Here is a 16,526-nt window from a genome sequence, read left to right as displayed (position 1 = left end):
TTTCATGTCAATTATCAGCACTTCCGTTAAACGGCCAGTCACGGTATGGATGTTCATGCTGGCGGTGATTTTATTCGGTATGGTGGGCTTTTCCCGCTTAGCGGTGAAGTTACTGCCAGACTTAAGCTATCCCACATTAACCATTCGCACTATGTATGACGGTGCGGCGCCAGTAGAAGTTGAACAGCTCGTCTCTAAACCGATTGAAGAAGCCGTTGGCGTGGTCAAAGGCTTACGTAAAATCAGTTCTATTTCGCGCTCAGGCATGTCAGATGTAGTGCTCGAGTTTGAATGGGGCACCACAATGGACATGGCGAGTTTAGATGTGCGCGAAAAACTCGACACTATCGCCCTGCCTTTGGACGTTAAAAAGCCATTATTACTGCGTTTTAACCCCAACCTTGACCCAATCATGCGTCTCGCGCTGTCTGTGCCCAATGCCTCAGAAGCCGATCTTAAGCAAATGCGCACCTACGCAGAAGAAGAGCTTAAGCGTCGCTTAGAAGCGCTTTCTGGCGTCGCCGCCGTGCGTTTATCCGGTGGTTTAGAGCAAGAAGTACACATTCAGCTCAATCAAGAAAAACTATCGCAACTTAATCTCAATGCCGACGACATTAAACGTCGTATTAATGAGGAAAACATCAACCTCTCTGCCGGTAAAGTGATCCAAGGTGATCGCGAATACTTGGTGCGCACACTTAACCAATTCAATTCATTGGAAGAACTGGGCCAAGTGATCGTCTATCGCGACGAGCAAACCTTAGTACGCTTGTTCGAAGTCGCTACGATTACGGATGCCTATAAAGAGCGCAGCGATATCACCCGTATCGGTAGCCAAGAATCGATTGAACTTGCGATTTATAAAGAAGGTGATGCTAACACTGTCGCCGTCGCCAAAAAACTGCGCGATGAACTCGTCAAAATTAATCTAGATCCTAAGCAAAACAAACTCGAAGTGATTTACGATCAATCCGAGTTTATCGAAAGTGCGGTCAGTGAAGTCACCTCTTCGGCGCTGATGGGCAGTTTATTATCTATGCTGGTGATTTACCTGTTCCTGCGTAACATCATCCCAACGCTGATTATTTCCATCTCGATCCCCTTCTCGGTCATCGCCACCTTTAACATGATGTATTTTGCCGATATCAGCTTAAACATCATGTCATTAGGCGGTATCGCGCTGGCCATTGGTCTATTAGTCGATAACGCCATTGTGGTATTAGAGAACATTGACCGCTGTCGTAGCGAAGGCATGAGTAAGTTAGACGCCGCAGTCACAGGCACGAAAGAAGTAGCTGGCGCGATTTTCGCCTCCACACTGACGACCCTTGCGGTGTTTGTGCCCTTAGTCTTTGTCGATGGGATTGCCGGCGCTCTGTTCTCTGACCAAGCGCTAACAGTCACGTTTGCCCTGTTGGCCTCGCTATTAGTCGCCTTAACCTCTATCCCTATGCTGGCATCGCGCGAAGGCTTTAAAACCTTACCCGCACTGATAAAAACCACACCTAAGGATAAACCCACCACTAAAATGGGTAAGTTTAAACACTATAGCGCGACTGTGTTCTCCTTCCCTATACTATTAATTTTTAGCTACTCACCCAGTGCGCTACTCACCTTAGTACTGATTTTAGGCCGCTTCTTCTCGTGGCTAATCGGTCTTATCATGCGTCCTTTGAGTTCAGGGTTTAACTTTGTCTACCACAGTATCGAAAAGGTTTATCACAAGCTGCTGGCCTCGGCGCTGCGTCAACAAATGACCACGCTACTGCTCACCATTGCGATAACGGGCGCGTGTATTAGCCTGTTACCTCGCCTAGGTATGGAGCTTATTCCGCCAATGAATCAGGGCGAGTTTTATGTAGAAATCCTACTGCCACCAGGTACGGCGGTGAGTGAAACCGACAAGGTTTTGCAACAACTCGCGTTGTCTATCAAGGACAGACCCGAAGTCAAACATGCCTATAGCCAAGCCGGTAGCGGTGGTTTGATGACTTCAGATACTGCCCGCGGTGGTGAAAACTGGGGCCGTTTACAAGTGGTACTGACAGATCACAGTGCCTATAACGCGATCACTCAAGTGCTGCGTGATACCGCGCGCCGCATTCCTGAACTTGAAGCAAAAATTGAGCAACCTGAGTTATTCAGCTTTAAAACGCCACTCGAGATTGAGCTCACAGGTTACGATTTGAACTTGCTCAAGCGCAGTGCCGATAGTCTAGTCAAAGCATTATCCGCATCAGATCGTTTTGCTGACGTGAATACCAGTCTGCGTGATGGTCAACCTGAGCTGAGTATCCGTTTCGATCATGCAAGGTTAGCAGCGCTCGGAATGGATGCGCCAACAGTTGCGAACCGCATTGCTCAGCGCGTTGGCGGTACCATTGCCAGCCAATACACGGTACGTGATCGTAAGATTGATATTCTGGTGCGCAGTGAACTCGCCGAGCGCGATCAAATCAGCGATATCGATGCCTTAATCATCAACCCGAACAGCAATCAACCTATTGCTTTAAGTGCGGTTGCCGAAGTGTCATTACAATTAGGCCCCTCGGCGATTAACCGTATCAGCCAGCAACGTGTGGCACTGGTGTCGGCTAACCTCGCCTACGGTGACTTAAGCGATGCGGTGGCACAGGCGCAGCAAATACTGTCGCAACAGGTACTACCCGCTTCGGTTCAAGCCCGCTTTGGTGGTCAAAATGAGGAAATGGAGCACTCATTCCAGTCACTCAAAATTGCCCTTATCTTAGCGATTTTCTTAGTGTATTTAGTGATGGCGAGTCAGTTTGAGTCACTGCTACATCCCTTGCTTATCCTCTTTGCCGTACCCATGGCATTGGCGGGTAGCGTGCTGGGCCTGTATATCACCCAAACCCATTTGAGTGTGGTGGTGTTTATCGGCCTTATCATGTTGGCGGGTATCGTGGTGAACAACGCGATTGTGCTTGTTGATCGCATCAACCAACTGCGTAGTGAAGGTGTTGAAAAACTCGATGCTATTCGCGCCGCCGCTAAATCACGCCTACGCCCCATTATGATGACAACGCTCACCACCACCTTAGGCTTATTGCCGATGGCGCTGGGGTTAGGCGATGGTTCAGAGGTGCGTGCACCTATGGCGATTACAGTGATCTTTGGTCTGAGTTTATCCACTTTACTGACCTTAATTGTGCTGCCAGTGCTCTACGCCCTGTTCGACCGTAAAGTGTATGACGTTGCAGCAACAAATATCGCGCATGACGTTGAGGAGGCTCGCCCATGAACCTCACCCGTTTAGCCATTAAGCGTCCCGTGACCACCAGCATGTTCTTCTTTGCTATCTTGCTGTTTGGTCTCGCCTCGAGTCGTTTGTTACCACTGGAAATGTTCCCCGGTATCGATATTCCGCAGATTGTGGTGCAAGTGCCCTACAAGGGCTCAACCCCCGCTGAAGTAGAGCGCGATATCACCAAAGTGCTAGAGGAATCCCTCGCCACTATGGGTGGGATTGATGAGCTCGAATCAGAATCTTCCCAAGAAGGTTCTGAAATCGAAATCAACATGAAGTGGGGTGAAAACGTTGCCACTAAGAGCCTAGAAGCGCGGGAAAAAATCGATGCGGTGCGGCATTTACTGCCAAAGGATGTTGAGCGGGTCTTTATCCGCCAATTCTCCACCGCCGACATGCCAGTGCTCACGATACGTATATCGAGCGACCGCGAGCTGTCAGGCGCATTCGATTTACTCGATAAACAGCTCAAGCGTCCGCTTGAACGTGTTGAAGGTGTCTCTAAGGTCAGCCTGTACGGCGTTGAACAAAAGCAGATTGAAGTGCGCATCAATGCCGACCGTCTTGCCGCCAGTGGATTTTCAGCCACCGACTTGCAAGCCCGCCTCGGCAGAGAAAACTTTGTGATTAGCGCTGGCACACTCAGGGCCAGTAACATCGTTTACCAAGTGTCGCCGAAGGGCGAGTTTAGAAACCTTGAAGATATCAAAGCACTGGTGCTGATCCCAGGATTGACCTTAGGCGATATTGCAGATGTGCAGTTTGCCTTGCCAGAGCGTATCGAAGGTCGCCATTTAGATCAGCACTATGCTGTCGGTTTAGATGTGTTTAAGGAATCAGGCGCTAACTTAGTCGAAGTGTCAGAACGCGTACTAAAAGTCATCGAACTAGCGAAGCAAGATCAACAGTTCCAAGGTATTCGGCTGTTTATCATGGAAGATCAAGCCTCAGGGGTAAAATCCTCCCTGATGGACTTACTGTTTTCGGGTTTAATCGGTGCCCTGCTGTCCTTTGTGGTGCTGTACTTATTCCTGCGTAATCTGAAAATGACCTTAGTGGTCGTGTCGTCTGTGCCGATTTCAATCGGTATGACGCTCGCCGCCATGTATTTACTTGGTTACAGCTTGAATATCCTGTCTATGATGGGACTCTTACTCGCCATTGGTATGTTAATTGATAACGCTGTGGTGGTGACCGAGAGCGTACTGCAGGAGAAACAAGGCAAATTACTCAAGGATAATGAAGAGTCAGTGATGACTGGCGTCGATAAAGTATCCCTCGCCGTATTGGCGGGTACTATGACCACTGCCATCGTATTTTTGCCCAATATTTTTGGCGTGAAAGTGGAGCTGACAATTTTCCTCGAGCATGTTGCCATCGCGATTTGTATCTCGCTTGCGGCATCGCTACTGGTTGCTAAAACCTTGATCCCTTTGATGTTGACTAAGTTCCACTTCGACATCGCGCCCGAGAAGGATGCCGGTAAGTTACAGCGCTTCTACAACAATACGCTTAACTGGGTATTGCTGAGGCCTTGGCGTTCAGGCTTTATTGCGGTGGCCATTCTCGCGTCCACCGCCCTGCCGCTGTCGATGGTCAAACAGGATCAAGAAGACAGCCAGAGCAAGGAACGGATTTACATCAACTATCAAGTGGAAGGTCGGCATAATCTCAATGTCACTGAGGCAATGGTCAATCAAATGGAAGAGTATCTTTATAAGAATAAAGAGGAATTTCATATTGATTCTGTCTACAGCTACTACTCATCCGACGATGGTTCATCAGTGATCTTGCTGAAGAAAGACTTACCTATGCCACTGGATGAGTTGAAAAAGAAAATCCGCAGCGGCTTCCCTAAGTATTCGATCGCCAAACCGCAATTTGGTTGGGGTAATGACAACTCTGGTGTGCGCGTGACGCTCACAGGTCGCTCAACCTCTGAGCTGATTAACTTAAGCGAACAAGTAATCCCTTTACTGCAAAATATCAAAGGAATGCAAGATGTTCGCTCTGAGCTTAACGGTGCGCAACAGGAAGTGGTTATCCGCATCGATAGGCAAATGGCGGCGCGGTTAGATTTAAAACTCAATGAAATCGCTTCGAGTATCTCTATGGCACTGCGTGGTTCACCGCTGCGCTCGTTCCGTCACGATCCCAATGGCGAACTGCGCATCGAAATGGCCTATGAGAAAGAGTGGCAAAAGTCGCTCGAAAAACTCAAGCAGTTACCGATAGTGCGCATCGACCAAAGGGTGTACACCTTGGATAACTTAGCGAAGATTGAGATCCAACCTCGCTTCGATACGATTAAGCACTTTAATCGCCAAACCTCTTTGTCGATTGGCGCTAACTTAGAAAACCTCACCACGGAAGAAGCGCAAACTAAGATCAAGCAAGTGATGGAAAATATCCATTTCCCTAATGGTTACGACTATTCATTACGCGGTGGATTCGAGCGTCAAGATGAAGATCAGAATGTGATGGCAACCAATATGCTATTGGCTGTCGCGATGATTTATATCGTCATGGCGGCGCTGTTTGAGTCTCTGTTATTACCGACGGCGATTATCACTTCAATCCTATTTTCTATCACAGGTGTATTCTGGGCGCTGTTCATCACGGGCACGCCTATTTCTGTGATGGCCATGATAGGCATCTTGATTTTAATGGGAATTGTGGTGAATAACGGCATCGTTCTGGTGGATCAAATTAACCAGATGACGCCGGATCTCGACAAATTGTCCGCCACCATTCGAGATGTGTGTATCACGCGTTTGCGCCCAGTATTGATGACAGTGGGCACCACAGTGTTGGGCTTAGTGCCACTGGCGATGGGTGAAACCCAAATCGGTGGCGGCGGCCCGCCGTATTCGCCCATGGCAATCGCCATTATTGGTGGCTTGTCGTTCTCGACTTTGACTAGCTTGTACTTAGTACCCTTGTGCTACCAAGCCTTGTATCGAATGCGCCATCGTGCCGCCATTCGTTTAGGCCAAGCCGACCGCGTAGCTCAAAAGCTACTACCTTGGACAGTGTAGCAAGCTTCAACAACTGAATATGCTTTTGAAGCAAGTGACATTAAAACAATGAACAAAAAGGCTGCAGCGCAGCCTTTTTTATTTAGAATTGAGCGAGAATGTCTCACTGCACATTTTACTGTGACAGATTACTGCGACAAAATCCTGAAGCGGATCATAAACAATTGCTCAAGGCCGGGATAAATCTCTGCAATCACATCGCGTAACTGTGGCAGAGTCATATTCTCTTGCTTAGCATGCACCTCGGTGAGCTCGGTTAACTTTACTGGCGTGACATCGATAATCTGGATATCACAAAACCAGCGTTCAGTTTCAAAGGTGGACACAGGCAGAATTTGCCCCGTTATCACATGGGATTCGGCTTCATCGCGCAGGGTAATGGTTTTCGCGCCACTTAAGATATCGTGTTCAAAACGCTCGAAAAAAGTGATTTTATTGAGTAACACAGCTTATCCTCGGGTAGTACAGGAGCAATAAAAATGACATTAGCGTCAGTTTATCGAACTAATAATGCGGGGCAATATAATGGCTTTTAACGCCTACTGACAGCAGGTAGCGCAAAATACTCGACATCGATTGCACTAAACGTTGTACCGCCACTTGAGTCAAACTCCCGTGAAAACGCGCTATTGTCAAATTGACCGCCAAATTCGTCGCCCAAAAATTGCGGTTCTTTTCGACAGCTTTCAATAAAACAATTCAGCAAAACATAGTCAGTTCGCTCAGATTGAGTTAGAATCCGCCCTCAATTGAGCCCTTGGCCTCATATTCCTGCGCATAGCGGGTGCGAAACGAAATTAGAGACGTCATGAACAAGAAACAAAAGATCATCAAGAAAATAGCTAAACGCGCTAAGGCCAGACTGAATAAAGTCGATCCCGTGACTATCGGCTCGCCAGCGAAATCAGGTTACATCTCTAAGGCCGATCGCGCAAAAATGGCGGCAGTAGAAGCCACGACTGAACAAGTCGAAGGCCAACAAGACGCGCCAAGCATTGAAGAATAAGCAGTACTGAAGAATAAGCAGTACTGAAGAATAAGCGTACCGCAGAATAACGCTTTCTAGCGGCGTATTGTTGTGAATTGTTAACCCGACTAGATTAACTGCAGACGCCGCTTCAAACAAAAATGCCACAAGCAATCTTGTGGCATTTTGTTTTTCAGTATTCCTAAGGGCGCGCTGCTAGCCTGCTTTGGCAAACCACATAGCCTCTAAAGTCAGTTCGGCTTTTTACCTTCTTCCAAATACGTTATCGGCAATACCGACTCACTCTCTTGCTCCTCGGTTAATTGCGCCATCTGCACGCAGGAGGATGAAAGCGGATTGGTCGCGCTCGGCAAGTTCTCCGCCACACAGTTAGCGATTTCTTCTTCCTCAGTCAGCGCAACATTGCGGGGAACAGCATTGACGCCACCGACATTCACCATCGCGGAGAACTGTGCCTGCGCCGCCACTTTATCCACTAAACGATAAGCAACCCACACACCTAAGGTGCCAAACAAAATAGACCCTAATATTTGCCCAATCAATACGCCGTAAACTCCGCCCCAGAGTGCACCAAAATACACAAAAGGCACTGTGCCTAAGGTGGCTTTACCGACATTGAACAGGGTGGAGTATTTTGCCTTGCCGAGGTTATTAAAGGACGCATTTGCCACAAATAAAATCCCCGAAAAGATAAAGAATACCGCGATATAACTGCAGAAAAAAGTGATTAAATCGGCGCTGTCACCCTTCATATCAAACACACTGACAAGATGCGACTTAAGTAAAAACAGCACTAATGACATCACCAACACATACACAGCACAAAACTGGATAGCTCGCGTTAAGCTCTCGCGCACTCGGTCAAACTGCCCCGCACCAAAGTTTTGCCCAACAATAGGGCCAATCGCGCCCGAGAGCGCAAAGATCATCCCAAAGGTCACCGGGATTAAGCGCCCTAATACCGCCCAGCCCGCCACATAAGCGTCACCGAAATCGGCAATGGCTCGGGTCACAAAGGCATTACCGATAGGCGTTGCCACATTAGTTAACATCGCAGGTCCCGCAATGGCAAAAATGGGTTTAAGATCGGCGACAAAGTGCGCCTTATCGAAATGACCTAACAACTTATGCTTAACCACAACGCCGCGGCCAGCAATCACAAATACCGCCACCCGCGCTAAGACGGATGCCAATGCCGCGCCTTCTATCCCCATGGCGAACATGAAGATAAAAATCGGGTCGAGCACCGCATTGACTCCGCCGCCCGCTAAGGTCGACATCATGGATAACTTAGCATCACCCACGGCGCGCAAAGCCCCGCCGAGCGCCATCGCAAGACAAATAAAGGGCAAGGAAGGCACTAAGATATACAAGTAGCTGGCAGCGAGCTCAGCCGTATGACCACTCGCGCCTACTAAGGCAACCAACTCAGGGATGAAGGTAGTGACCACCGCGGCCACCAGCACACTAATCAGCGTTGTCACCACTGCGCTATTGAGTAATAACCGCTTTGCCAGCACCACATCTTTTGCGCCTATCGAGCGAGACACTAAGGCGCCTAATGCAATTGATAACCCTATCCCAATGGACGTAGTGAAAAAGGAGATACTGCCCGCATAACCCACAGCCGCCGCAAGCTCATGCTCCCCCAATAAGCTCAGGAAAAAGATATCCAGTAAATCCACCACAAATAAGGCAGAAATCCCCACTGCGGCGGTCGAACTCATCACTAAGATGTGGCGTAATATGGGGCCTTCAACAAACTTGGCTTGCGTCATACGTGTGTTTTACCTGCAAAAAATAATAAGTGTCCGCCAACGCAATGACTAAGCGCCTTTTTCAACGGGGGTATCTAGACTATCTAACTCGCATCCGCAACGGCTACAGTACATGGCATCAAGATCGTGACCGGTTTTATGGCATTGATTGCACGAGCGTAAATCTCGATGACGCCCTACTTCTTGGGAGATTTCGGCAGTTAAAATCCCCGTTGGGATCGCAATAATCGAGTAACCAATCAGCATAGTAAAAGCCGCAATCGCCTGTCCTAATCCCGTTTTAGGGGTAATGTCGCCGTAACCTACAGTGGTAATCGTCACAATAGTCCAGTAGACAGATTTAGGAATTGAACTAAAGCCATTATCAGGCCCTTCAACCACATACATTACCGCACTGAGCACCATAACGATCAAACTGACCGAGAAGAAAAACAAAAATACCTTACGGCTCGACTGCATCATCGCCCTAAGCAGCACATTTCCTTCACTCAAATAGCGCAGTAATTTGAGTACGCGGAAAATCCTAAATAACCTCAGTATCCGGATGACTAAGGTAAAGTTGGCGCCAGGGATCAGTAACGCCAGATAACTTGGCAATACCGATAATAAATCGACTACGCCATAAAAACTGCGGGCATATAACACAGGATGAGTCGCACAGTACAAACGTAGACCATATTCAATGGTAAAGATGACAGTAAAGACCCATTCCAAGACGCGAATAATCTGCCCATATTCACGATGGAACATTTCTACCGTATCGAGGAACACCAAACCGACACTCAGCACAATGCACACCATTAAGGCGATATCAAAATAGCGGCCAGCGGGGGTATCAGTGCCAAAAATAATGGTGCGTAATTGACGTTTTAATGGGCTTTCGGATTCGATATTTTCAGACATAGAAACTTTGACTTCCTTGCAACAAACTAAGTAACACTGGGATTATACCAATCACATTAAATATCTAATCAGTTCAGAGCCTCACAGGCATCTCAATCCAAGGCGCATTGACGAAGAAATGGTTATTCCCTTTTAAGTCAATGCAACACCGGAGTGGGATGCCTGTGTGGCTCCCGAAGGGCGGCTGATGTTCACTACATGGCAACGCGCTTTATACTGCGTTTAAGGCTTTCGACAGAGCACCACTATGCCTTCAAGCCTTCGCCTTGTCTAAAGCGCGTTGAACTCCAGCTGAATGAACAGATATTTAATACGATTGGTATTACATCATAAATATGCCACGAGTCTGCCATGCAATTGCACTCAGCTCAAAATTATCTACTCACAGCAGGATAAAATTGCGGTATGATGCCGAAAAAAGCCAACAACTAGTGTTAATTTTCGAGGACTTCATGCGCGCCACCCTACTTTCCACATTGACCTCCCTCACTGTGACTATCGCGGCACTCGTTTCACCCGTATTACATGCCTCTGGCATGGGTAAAGTGGATCTTGTGGTGATCACAAAATCCGAATCCAGTATGGCTTTATTGCGCGATGGCAAAATACTCAAACAATATCGCATTGCCATGGGTGACTTGCCCGCAGGACACAAATTAAAGGAAGGCGATCAGCGCACACCACAGGGGCGTTATACCTTAGATTATAAAAAGCCAGACAGTGCCTATTATAAATCGATCCATATTTCCTATCCCAACGAAGAAGATAAACTCAGAGCCAAAGCTTTAGGCATTAGACCCGGTGGCATGATCATGATCCACGGCCAGAACCCTAAGTCGCCGCTGACGCCAGAACAAGCCCAGCAATACAACTGGACAGACGGCTGTATCGCGATTACCAACGCCGAAATGGATGAAGTGTGGAAAGTCGTCGATGAAGGAACGCCGATTGAGATTTGGCCGTAACCTTAGCCAACTTCCCGATGGCAACACGCCAAATAGATAATTGCACGATATCAAACACGCCCAGCTTAATGGGCGTTTTTATTTAGCATTTAACCATTTACATCATATCGTTAGCTGTATTATCCCCGTTATTTGTGTAAGGGATAAAAACTGACGGCAATAATAAATAACTTGGAGTCTTTATGTCATCATCCAATGAAGCTGCCGCGCCGCAGAGCACAAGCATCAGCTATGAGCAATTAACCCAAAGCTGGCCCGCCTTCGAAGCACAGATTTTAGCCTTACTTGAAACCTTAGGTTTAGCGGATAAAGCACTGGTTTGCGATCATGTCGCGCTGCGCGTTAATTCCATCGCCAGTGCCGATGCCCTGCGCGATGCCTTTGGCTGCGTCGGTAAGATCATTTCAGACAATATTATCAATGGCCGTACGATTCTGATTATCGAACTGGATACCCCACTCACGCTCGGTCAATTCAGCATTGCCTGTGTTGAACTTCCCTACCCCAGCGACAAAGTCTATCCGCAGGAAGGCTGGGAACACATAGAACTAGTCATTGATTCAAAAGCGACAGAGTGCGATACCCTGAGCCAAGATTTGCTCGCCCTGTGTCCAAAACTCAGCGCTTTACTGCCACCAGAACAGGCTGCTGAGCCAGTTCTGTCAAGATCACCTGACTTGAGTTCACAAGGCTTAGCATCCCTTGCTGGGATAAAAATTAAGATGAGCTCGCCCAAAGGAGATAAAGAGCGTTTAGCCAATCCGACGATCGCCTTTAAACGCGATGATGTGTGCATTAAAGTGCATCCCCATGGCATAAAGGCAGTGATCGCCAGCGAGCAAATGTAGCGAAGGTGTTTTAGGCGGGCTTAAAATCTGAAAGAAGAGAACACTGAGCTTAGATTTACATTGGCACTTGCCGCACTCGCCTTAGCGAATACCTGAGTTAAAATCTGAATTAAAAACTTGGTCAAAAACTAAGTCAAAATCGAAGATAATGCCTAAGTGATGACCTGAGCTGATGACTATTTAATCAGACTCAGTGTTCAGATTATTTTTAGGCCCGTTTTTTGGTGGTTTTGTCAAAAATTGCCAAAATTAAATCTAGAAAACAGCATATTTAGCGTAACTTAGGATGTATAACTCGCAGATGCCATCAGGCACACATTATCGAGTCCACTTGAGGGATTCGATGTGCAAACAGAGGATCGCCAATGAAGCCACACAAGAACGAAGCGCAAATATTGAAGTTCGCCATGGAAATCGGTGTTGGATATGCCAAAAAACGCGGATATGCGGACTTCGACAAGGGCATCTCGCCCAAAGACAAAGTGGAATGTATTTACCGTTTATTGGTCACAGACAACTTGATCCAGCCACTGGCCAAAGATAAAGAAGATGGGCCAAACATGAAACACAAACTGATTTTGTGGATCACCCGCCAGCTACCCGCCGATCATCCATTGTTGAAGTAATCTTTTTAAGCTAATCGATTGAAACTCATTATCTGCAAGCGGACAGTTCAAACGAGTCTAGAAAAATCCAACTCACTGAGTGCTAAGGATAAGAATCATAAAAAATGGCGCATCATTGCGCCATTTTAGTGAGCATGAACTGTATATCGTACCTAGCCCTTTTTAGCCGCTTTGTTAGCTTTCTCATTCGCCAGCACCGTTGCCATTGGTGGTACTATGGTCGTGGGATCGAGGCGCATTTGATACCAGTTCACTCGCCAATCTAAGTGCGGGCCATTAGCACGGCCTGTCGAACCCACCTCTGCCACGGCTTGACCTTGCTTAACCACTTCACCCGCATTGACGTACAGCTTACTCAAGTGCAAAAAGCTTGAACTCACGCCGTAACCATGATCGATCACCATAGTCCCACCCGAATAAAACATGTCGGGCACAGACAGACTTATCACACCATCGGCAGGGGCGACCACTACAGTGCCCGTTTTCGCCGCCACATCCACACCAAAATGTGGATTACCGGGTACGTCATTATAAATACGTTGGCTGCCGTAAACACCGGAAATACGCCCAGTCAGCGGCCAAATAAACTCCTGTAAAAAGGCCGTTTGCTCGCTAAATGTGGCCCGTGCCGCTTTGACCTGCGCCGTGTCTTTCGCCGCTCTTTCCTGCGCGACGGGATCGGGCTTCATAATCTTCGAGCTAATGCCCTTCACACTTTGAATGTTGTACTCACGCTTGGTTAACGTTAAAGGCTTAACCTCAGTCAAACCATCGGGATAAACTAAGGTTAATTGCTGGCTCAGTTCGCCATCGCGATCAAAACCAAAGGCGAAATGACCGTCGGGCGTGACCTTGATGGCTTTACCATTTAAACTAACCTGAGTGCCCGCTGGCGCTTGACCACGCATTAATGCGCCTTGCTCTAACTTGCCTTGCAAACTCACCGCTGCTTGTACATGAGGCGCCATAAGCACTAAACCCAAGGTTAACCATGCCGTTAAACGATTTCCCAACATCTTATTTCTTCCCGAAACGTTTCCAAAACCAATAGTTTCCAAAATCTGAGTTCCTAATATTCTACTCTTGGACATCTTTACAAAAATCCTTATCGATGGTCAACTTGGGCCAAGGCCAACTGAATGCGTTCTGCACGACACTAACGTATCACCAGCACATCACTGACTCATCACTAACACTGAATCGCTAAACACTACCAATTAAACATGTGTGCCACGTTAACCTAACCCGCCATAAAAATCGATCCACAGCGGCGCAAATAGCTAATGATGTATTGCATACAATAGCAATCGCGCTTTATCTAAGGTTATGAAGACACAAAAAAGCCCCGACAATCTGCCGAGGCTCATTGAGCAAGTAATTTATATTTACTCGACGCCATTACTCAAGCTTATCCCTTAGACACAATAGCGCCTTTACCCACACCTTCAAATGCCACCACTTTAAACTGACTTCCGGGCACTTTAGCGACGAGTGTCGTGGCAATATAGTCGGCTAACAACTCAACCGTCGTGTCGTGGGGAATTAAATCACAGCCTTCCTTTGGCATCGCCAATTGGAAATCCCCTTGGGGCGCTTGGTAATGGAAACCATAATGACTGTCATCGGTGATCCGCGTTTGCGACGATAAATTCAGGGTGTCAACAGAAACCAAATCCTCTTCACTGCCTAAATAAATATCGTGCCAGCGCTTGGCCCAATACTCATCCCACTTTGGTGCTGGGCTGCCATTTTCAAACACATGAATTGGGCTACGATGTCCATGGGCGATACGCTGGCAATTACCATCGTGTTTACGTAAACCATGGCTGTAATGATAATAAGGCGTATCGAGGATTTCATGTCTCAAAGTGAGCGTGATCCCTTCGACATTCTTAGGTAAGGCTTCGCGTAACGCTTTCTGTAAAAAGGCATTCACGCTTGGAATATCAATTTGTTCAGTCGGTACTAAGGCAAAGGCTTGGGAAGGACAGGCCAAATGGATTTCACCTAACTGGCTATCAAAATCCATCCACACTCTATCGCCCTGTTGCTGCCAACGCACACTGCTGCACGCCGTAGGCACAAGTAAACGATGATCGGCCACCGCATCTATGGTCTGCTTGATGGTGCGTTTCACCTTAGCAAAATCGAGCACCATGTTTTGCTCGTCTAATCCGCCCTCAAGCAGAACATCGACAATCCAACTCTCCCCCACCATGCCGCGCTTTGGGCACAAATAGGAAAAATCGATCACAGTTAAATCTTTGACAAACAGTTGCATTAACGCTCCTCGGCAGAAAAACAGTCCACCTACTTAATTTGAAAGCACCACTTAGCGATGGCCGAGCGTGCTAACTTGAGTACCCAAAACGAGTAAACTCAACATGAATGGAGATTCTAATCAATTCCGCCGCTTGTCGCGACAAATGAATCAGCTCTGCCGCAAATTTGTATTGGGTTGAGTCTCTATTTTTGTATCAGGTACGCAAAAATCCAGCAATGATACTTAATGCTTAGTTTAGGAACCCGTTTTTGGTTCAAACCCAGAGCAGCAGTCTGATCCTGAGCTGTATTAAAACCCTATTCTTTATTAAAAAACTACTGTGTATTAAAACGCATTAAAACTTAGCCCTGCACTCAAGCCGAGTATTGCATTAATTCTAACAAAAAGTGCATTTGCCCAAAAATGAGTCCGCCATTTTCAACGCTAACGCTGCCAATATCCCACGCCTTAACACGCCCGCGTCCAGGATTTTGCTTGTTTGGGTTTATCCCTACCTTAATCATGCGAGATATTAATCGAGAAAATAGAGTAATCATCAGATATTGATAGACAAAAAAGTCACTATGCATCGACCTTGCCGATTAACAGATAAAACCCTAACTGAAACAAGATTCAACCTAGCAAAATAACACAGTCAAAACAGCGAATGAGATCGCAAAAGCTTAATCCGCAACAGCGATAGACCCAATCGAAACAAGGTGTTATCAATTATTAACATTAACCTCTACCATCCCCTTGTAAACCACAATTTAATTAAGGTTATACAGGGAAAACAAGATGACCAAACTCACATCTATTGCTATTTTCATTGCGGGTATTTTCGCCAGTGCCCATGCCATCAGTGCTGAACCCATCGAAGTGATAAAAGCGGTGAAAGTCACTGAACCGGAGAAAGTTGAACTCGGTAAAATGCTGTTCTTCGAACCAAGGCTATCCAAATCGGGCTACATCTCCTGTAACTCTTGCCACAATTTAGCCACTGGCGGAGTCGATGCCCTACCAACCTCTGTTGGCCATAATTGGCAACAAGGCCCGATTAACTCGCCCACAGTGCTCAATGCCAATTATATGCTGGCGCAATTTTGGGATGGCCGCGCCAGTGATTTACAAGCGCAAGCCGCTGGCCCTATCGAGAATCCTAAGGAAATGGGCTATAGCCATGCACTCGCGACACAAACTATTGCCTCTATGCCTGCCTATCGGGCGCATTTTGCCAAAGTCTATGGCGATGAAAACGTCACGATTGATCGCTTAACCGATGCAATTTCCACCTTTGAAAAAACCTTAGTCACGCCAAATAGTCCGTTCGATCAATATTTATTGGGTAAGCAAGATGCGATCAGTGTGGATGCCAAAGCGGGTTACCAACTGTTTAAGAGCAAAGGGTGCGTAAGCTGCCATAACGGTCCAGCCGTCGGTGGCACTATGTATATGAAGATGGGATTGATTAAACCTTTCCACACTAATAATCCCGCCGAAGGTCGTATCGCCGTCACAGGTAAAGAAGCCGATAAGTTTGTCTTTAAAGTGCCGACACTGCGCAATATTGAACTCACCTATCCCTATTTCCACGACGGCAGTGTCTGGACCTTAGAAGAAGCGGTGAACACTATGGCCGATATTCAATTAGGCCAAAAACTGTCGGACAAAGAAAATCTAGAAATGGTCGCCTTTCTCGTCTCGTTGACGGGGGATCAACCTCAGATCACCTTGCCGATTTTGCCGCCATCCAACAAGAACACACCGCGCCCAGTGCCTTTTAGCCATGATCCAATGAGTAGCAAGCCAGTTAGCGATGAGCTATTAAAGTAGTAATAGTCACTAAATC

Annotated in this window: 12 protein-coding genes; 7 read left to right on the top strand and 5 right to left on the bottom strand. The window is 47.1% G+C overall.

Annotation, left to right across the window (positions count from 1 at the left end; genetic code table 11):
• Window positions 1-4 precede the first annotated feature (4 nt).
• Together KV201_RS02585 and KV201_RS02580 are read left to right on the top strand one after the other, a co-directional pair.
• Window positions 5-3,262, top strand: coding sequence for an efflux RND transporter permease subunit (locus KV201_RS02585; protein ID WP_226058426.1), 3,258 nt, complete (start codon window positions 5-7; stop codon window positions 3,260-3,262).
• Window positions 3,259-6,306 (top strand): efflux RND transporter permease subunit, encoded by a 3,048-nt coding sequence (locus KV201_RS02580; protein ID WP_226058425.1) that lies wholly within the window; start codon window positions 3,259-3,261, stop codon window positions 6,304-6,306. Before KV201_RS02585 ends, KV201_RS02580 begins: the two co-directional genes overlap by 4 nt.
• A 128-nt stretch (window positions 6,307-6,434) precedes the next feature.
• Here the strand turns inward: KV201_RS02580 and yqfB are convergent, their stop codons facing one another.
• Entirely contained in the window at window positions 6,435-6,752 is a 318-nt protein-coding gene (yqfB, locus tag KV201_RS02575; protein WP_226058424.1) for a N(4)-acetylcytidine aminohydrolase, read from the bottom strand.
• 362 nt (window positions 6,753-7,114) lie between these two features.
• Between yqfB and KV201_RS02570 the strand changes: the two genes are divergently transcribed.
• Window positions 7,115-7,312, top strand: a complete 198-nt coding sequence (locus KV201_RS02570) for a DUF2986 domain-containing protein (RefSeq protein ID WP_006081988.1) — start codon at window positions 7,115-7,117, stop codon at window positions 7,310-7,312.
• Window positions 7,313-7,524: 212 nt separating this feature from the next.
• On the opposite strand, the gene KV201_RS02565 is transcribed toward KV201_RS02570, so the two are convergent.
• Both KV201_RS02565 and KV201_RS02560 read right to left on the bottom strand, forming a co-directional pair.
• Entirely contained in the window at window positions 7,525-9,072 is a 1,548-nt protein-coding gene (locus tag KV201_RS02565; RefSeq protein ID WP_226058423.1) for an MATE family efflux transporter, read from the bottom strand.
• A 48-nt stretch (window positions 9,073-9,120) separates the two neighbouring features.
• Window positions 9,121-9,975: an ion transporter gene (locus KV201_RS02560; RefSeq protein ID WP_006086228.1), complete on the bottom strand. Its 855-nt coding sequence runs from the start codon at window positions 9,973-9,975 to the stop codon at window positions 9,121-9,123.
• Between the two features lie 452 nt (window positions 9,976-10,427).
• Here KV201_RS02560 and KV201_RS02555 point away from each other — a divergent pair, with 452 nt between their 5' ends.
• The 3 genes from KV201_RS02555 to KV201_RS02545 all read left to right on the top strand — a co-directional run bounded on the left by KV201_RS02555 (window position 10,428) and on the right by KV201_RS02545 (window position 12,414).
• A complete protein-coding gene (locus KV201_RS02555; protein WP_107404945.1) occupies window positions 10,428-10,940 on the top strand; it encodes a murein L,D-transpeptidase family protein in 513 nt (170 codons plus the stop codon).
• Between the two features lie 182 nt (window positions 10,941-11,122).
• Window positions 11,123-11,788, top strand: a complete 666-nt coding sequence (locus tag KV201_RS02550; RefSeq protein WP_226058422.1) for a VOC family protein — start codon at window positions 11,123-11,125, stop codon at window positions 11,786-11,788.
• 365 nt (window positions 11,789-12,153) lie between these two features.
• Window positions 12,154-12,414 carry a DUF5062 family protein gene (locus KV201_RS02545; protein ID WP_006081993.1) on the top strand — a complete coding sequence of 87 codons (261 nt, stop codon included), beginning with the start codon at window positions 12,154-12,156 and terminating at the stop codon, window positions 12,412-12,414.
• A 152-nt stretch (window positions 12,415-12,566) separates the two neighbouring features.
• On the opposite strand, the gene KV201_RS02540 is transcribed toward KV201_RS02545, so the two are convergent.
• On the bottom strand, window positions 12,567-13,430 hold the full coding sequence (locus tag KV201_RS02540; protein ID WP_226058421.1) for a M23 family metallopeptidase: 864 nt from the start codon (window positions 13,428-13,430) through the stop codon (window positions 12,567-12,569).
• A gap of 392 nt (window positions 13,431-13,822) precedes the next feature.
• Complete coding sequence (locus KV201_RS02535; protein WP_006081995.1) at window positions 13,823-14,695, bottom strand: 6-carboxytetrahydropterin synthase; 873 nt, start codon at window positions 14,693-14,695, stop codon at window positions 13,823-13,825.
• A 780-nt stretch (window positions 14,696-15,475) separates the two neighbouring features.
• Here KV201_RS02535 and KV201_RS02530 point away from each other — a divergent pair.
• Window positions 15,476-16,510 (top strand): cytochrome-c peroxidase, encoded by a 1,035-nt coding sequence (locus tag KV201_RS02530; RefSeq protein ID WP_226058420.1) that lies wholly within the window; start codon window positions 15,476-15,478, stop codon window positions 16,508-16,510.
• Window positions 16,511-16,526: the final 16 nt, after the last annotated feature.

It is taken from the genome of Shewanella sp. SR1, from assembly GCF_020447145.1.
Lineage (GTDB): Bacteria > Pseudomonadota > Gammaproteobacteria > Enterobacterales > Shewanellaceae > Shewanella > Shewanella baltica.
Note: the sequence above shows the minus strand (reverse complement) of the source record. Positions and strands in the feature narration are given on the sequence as shown.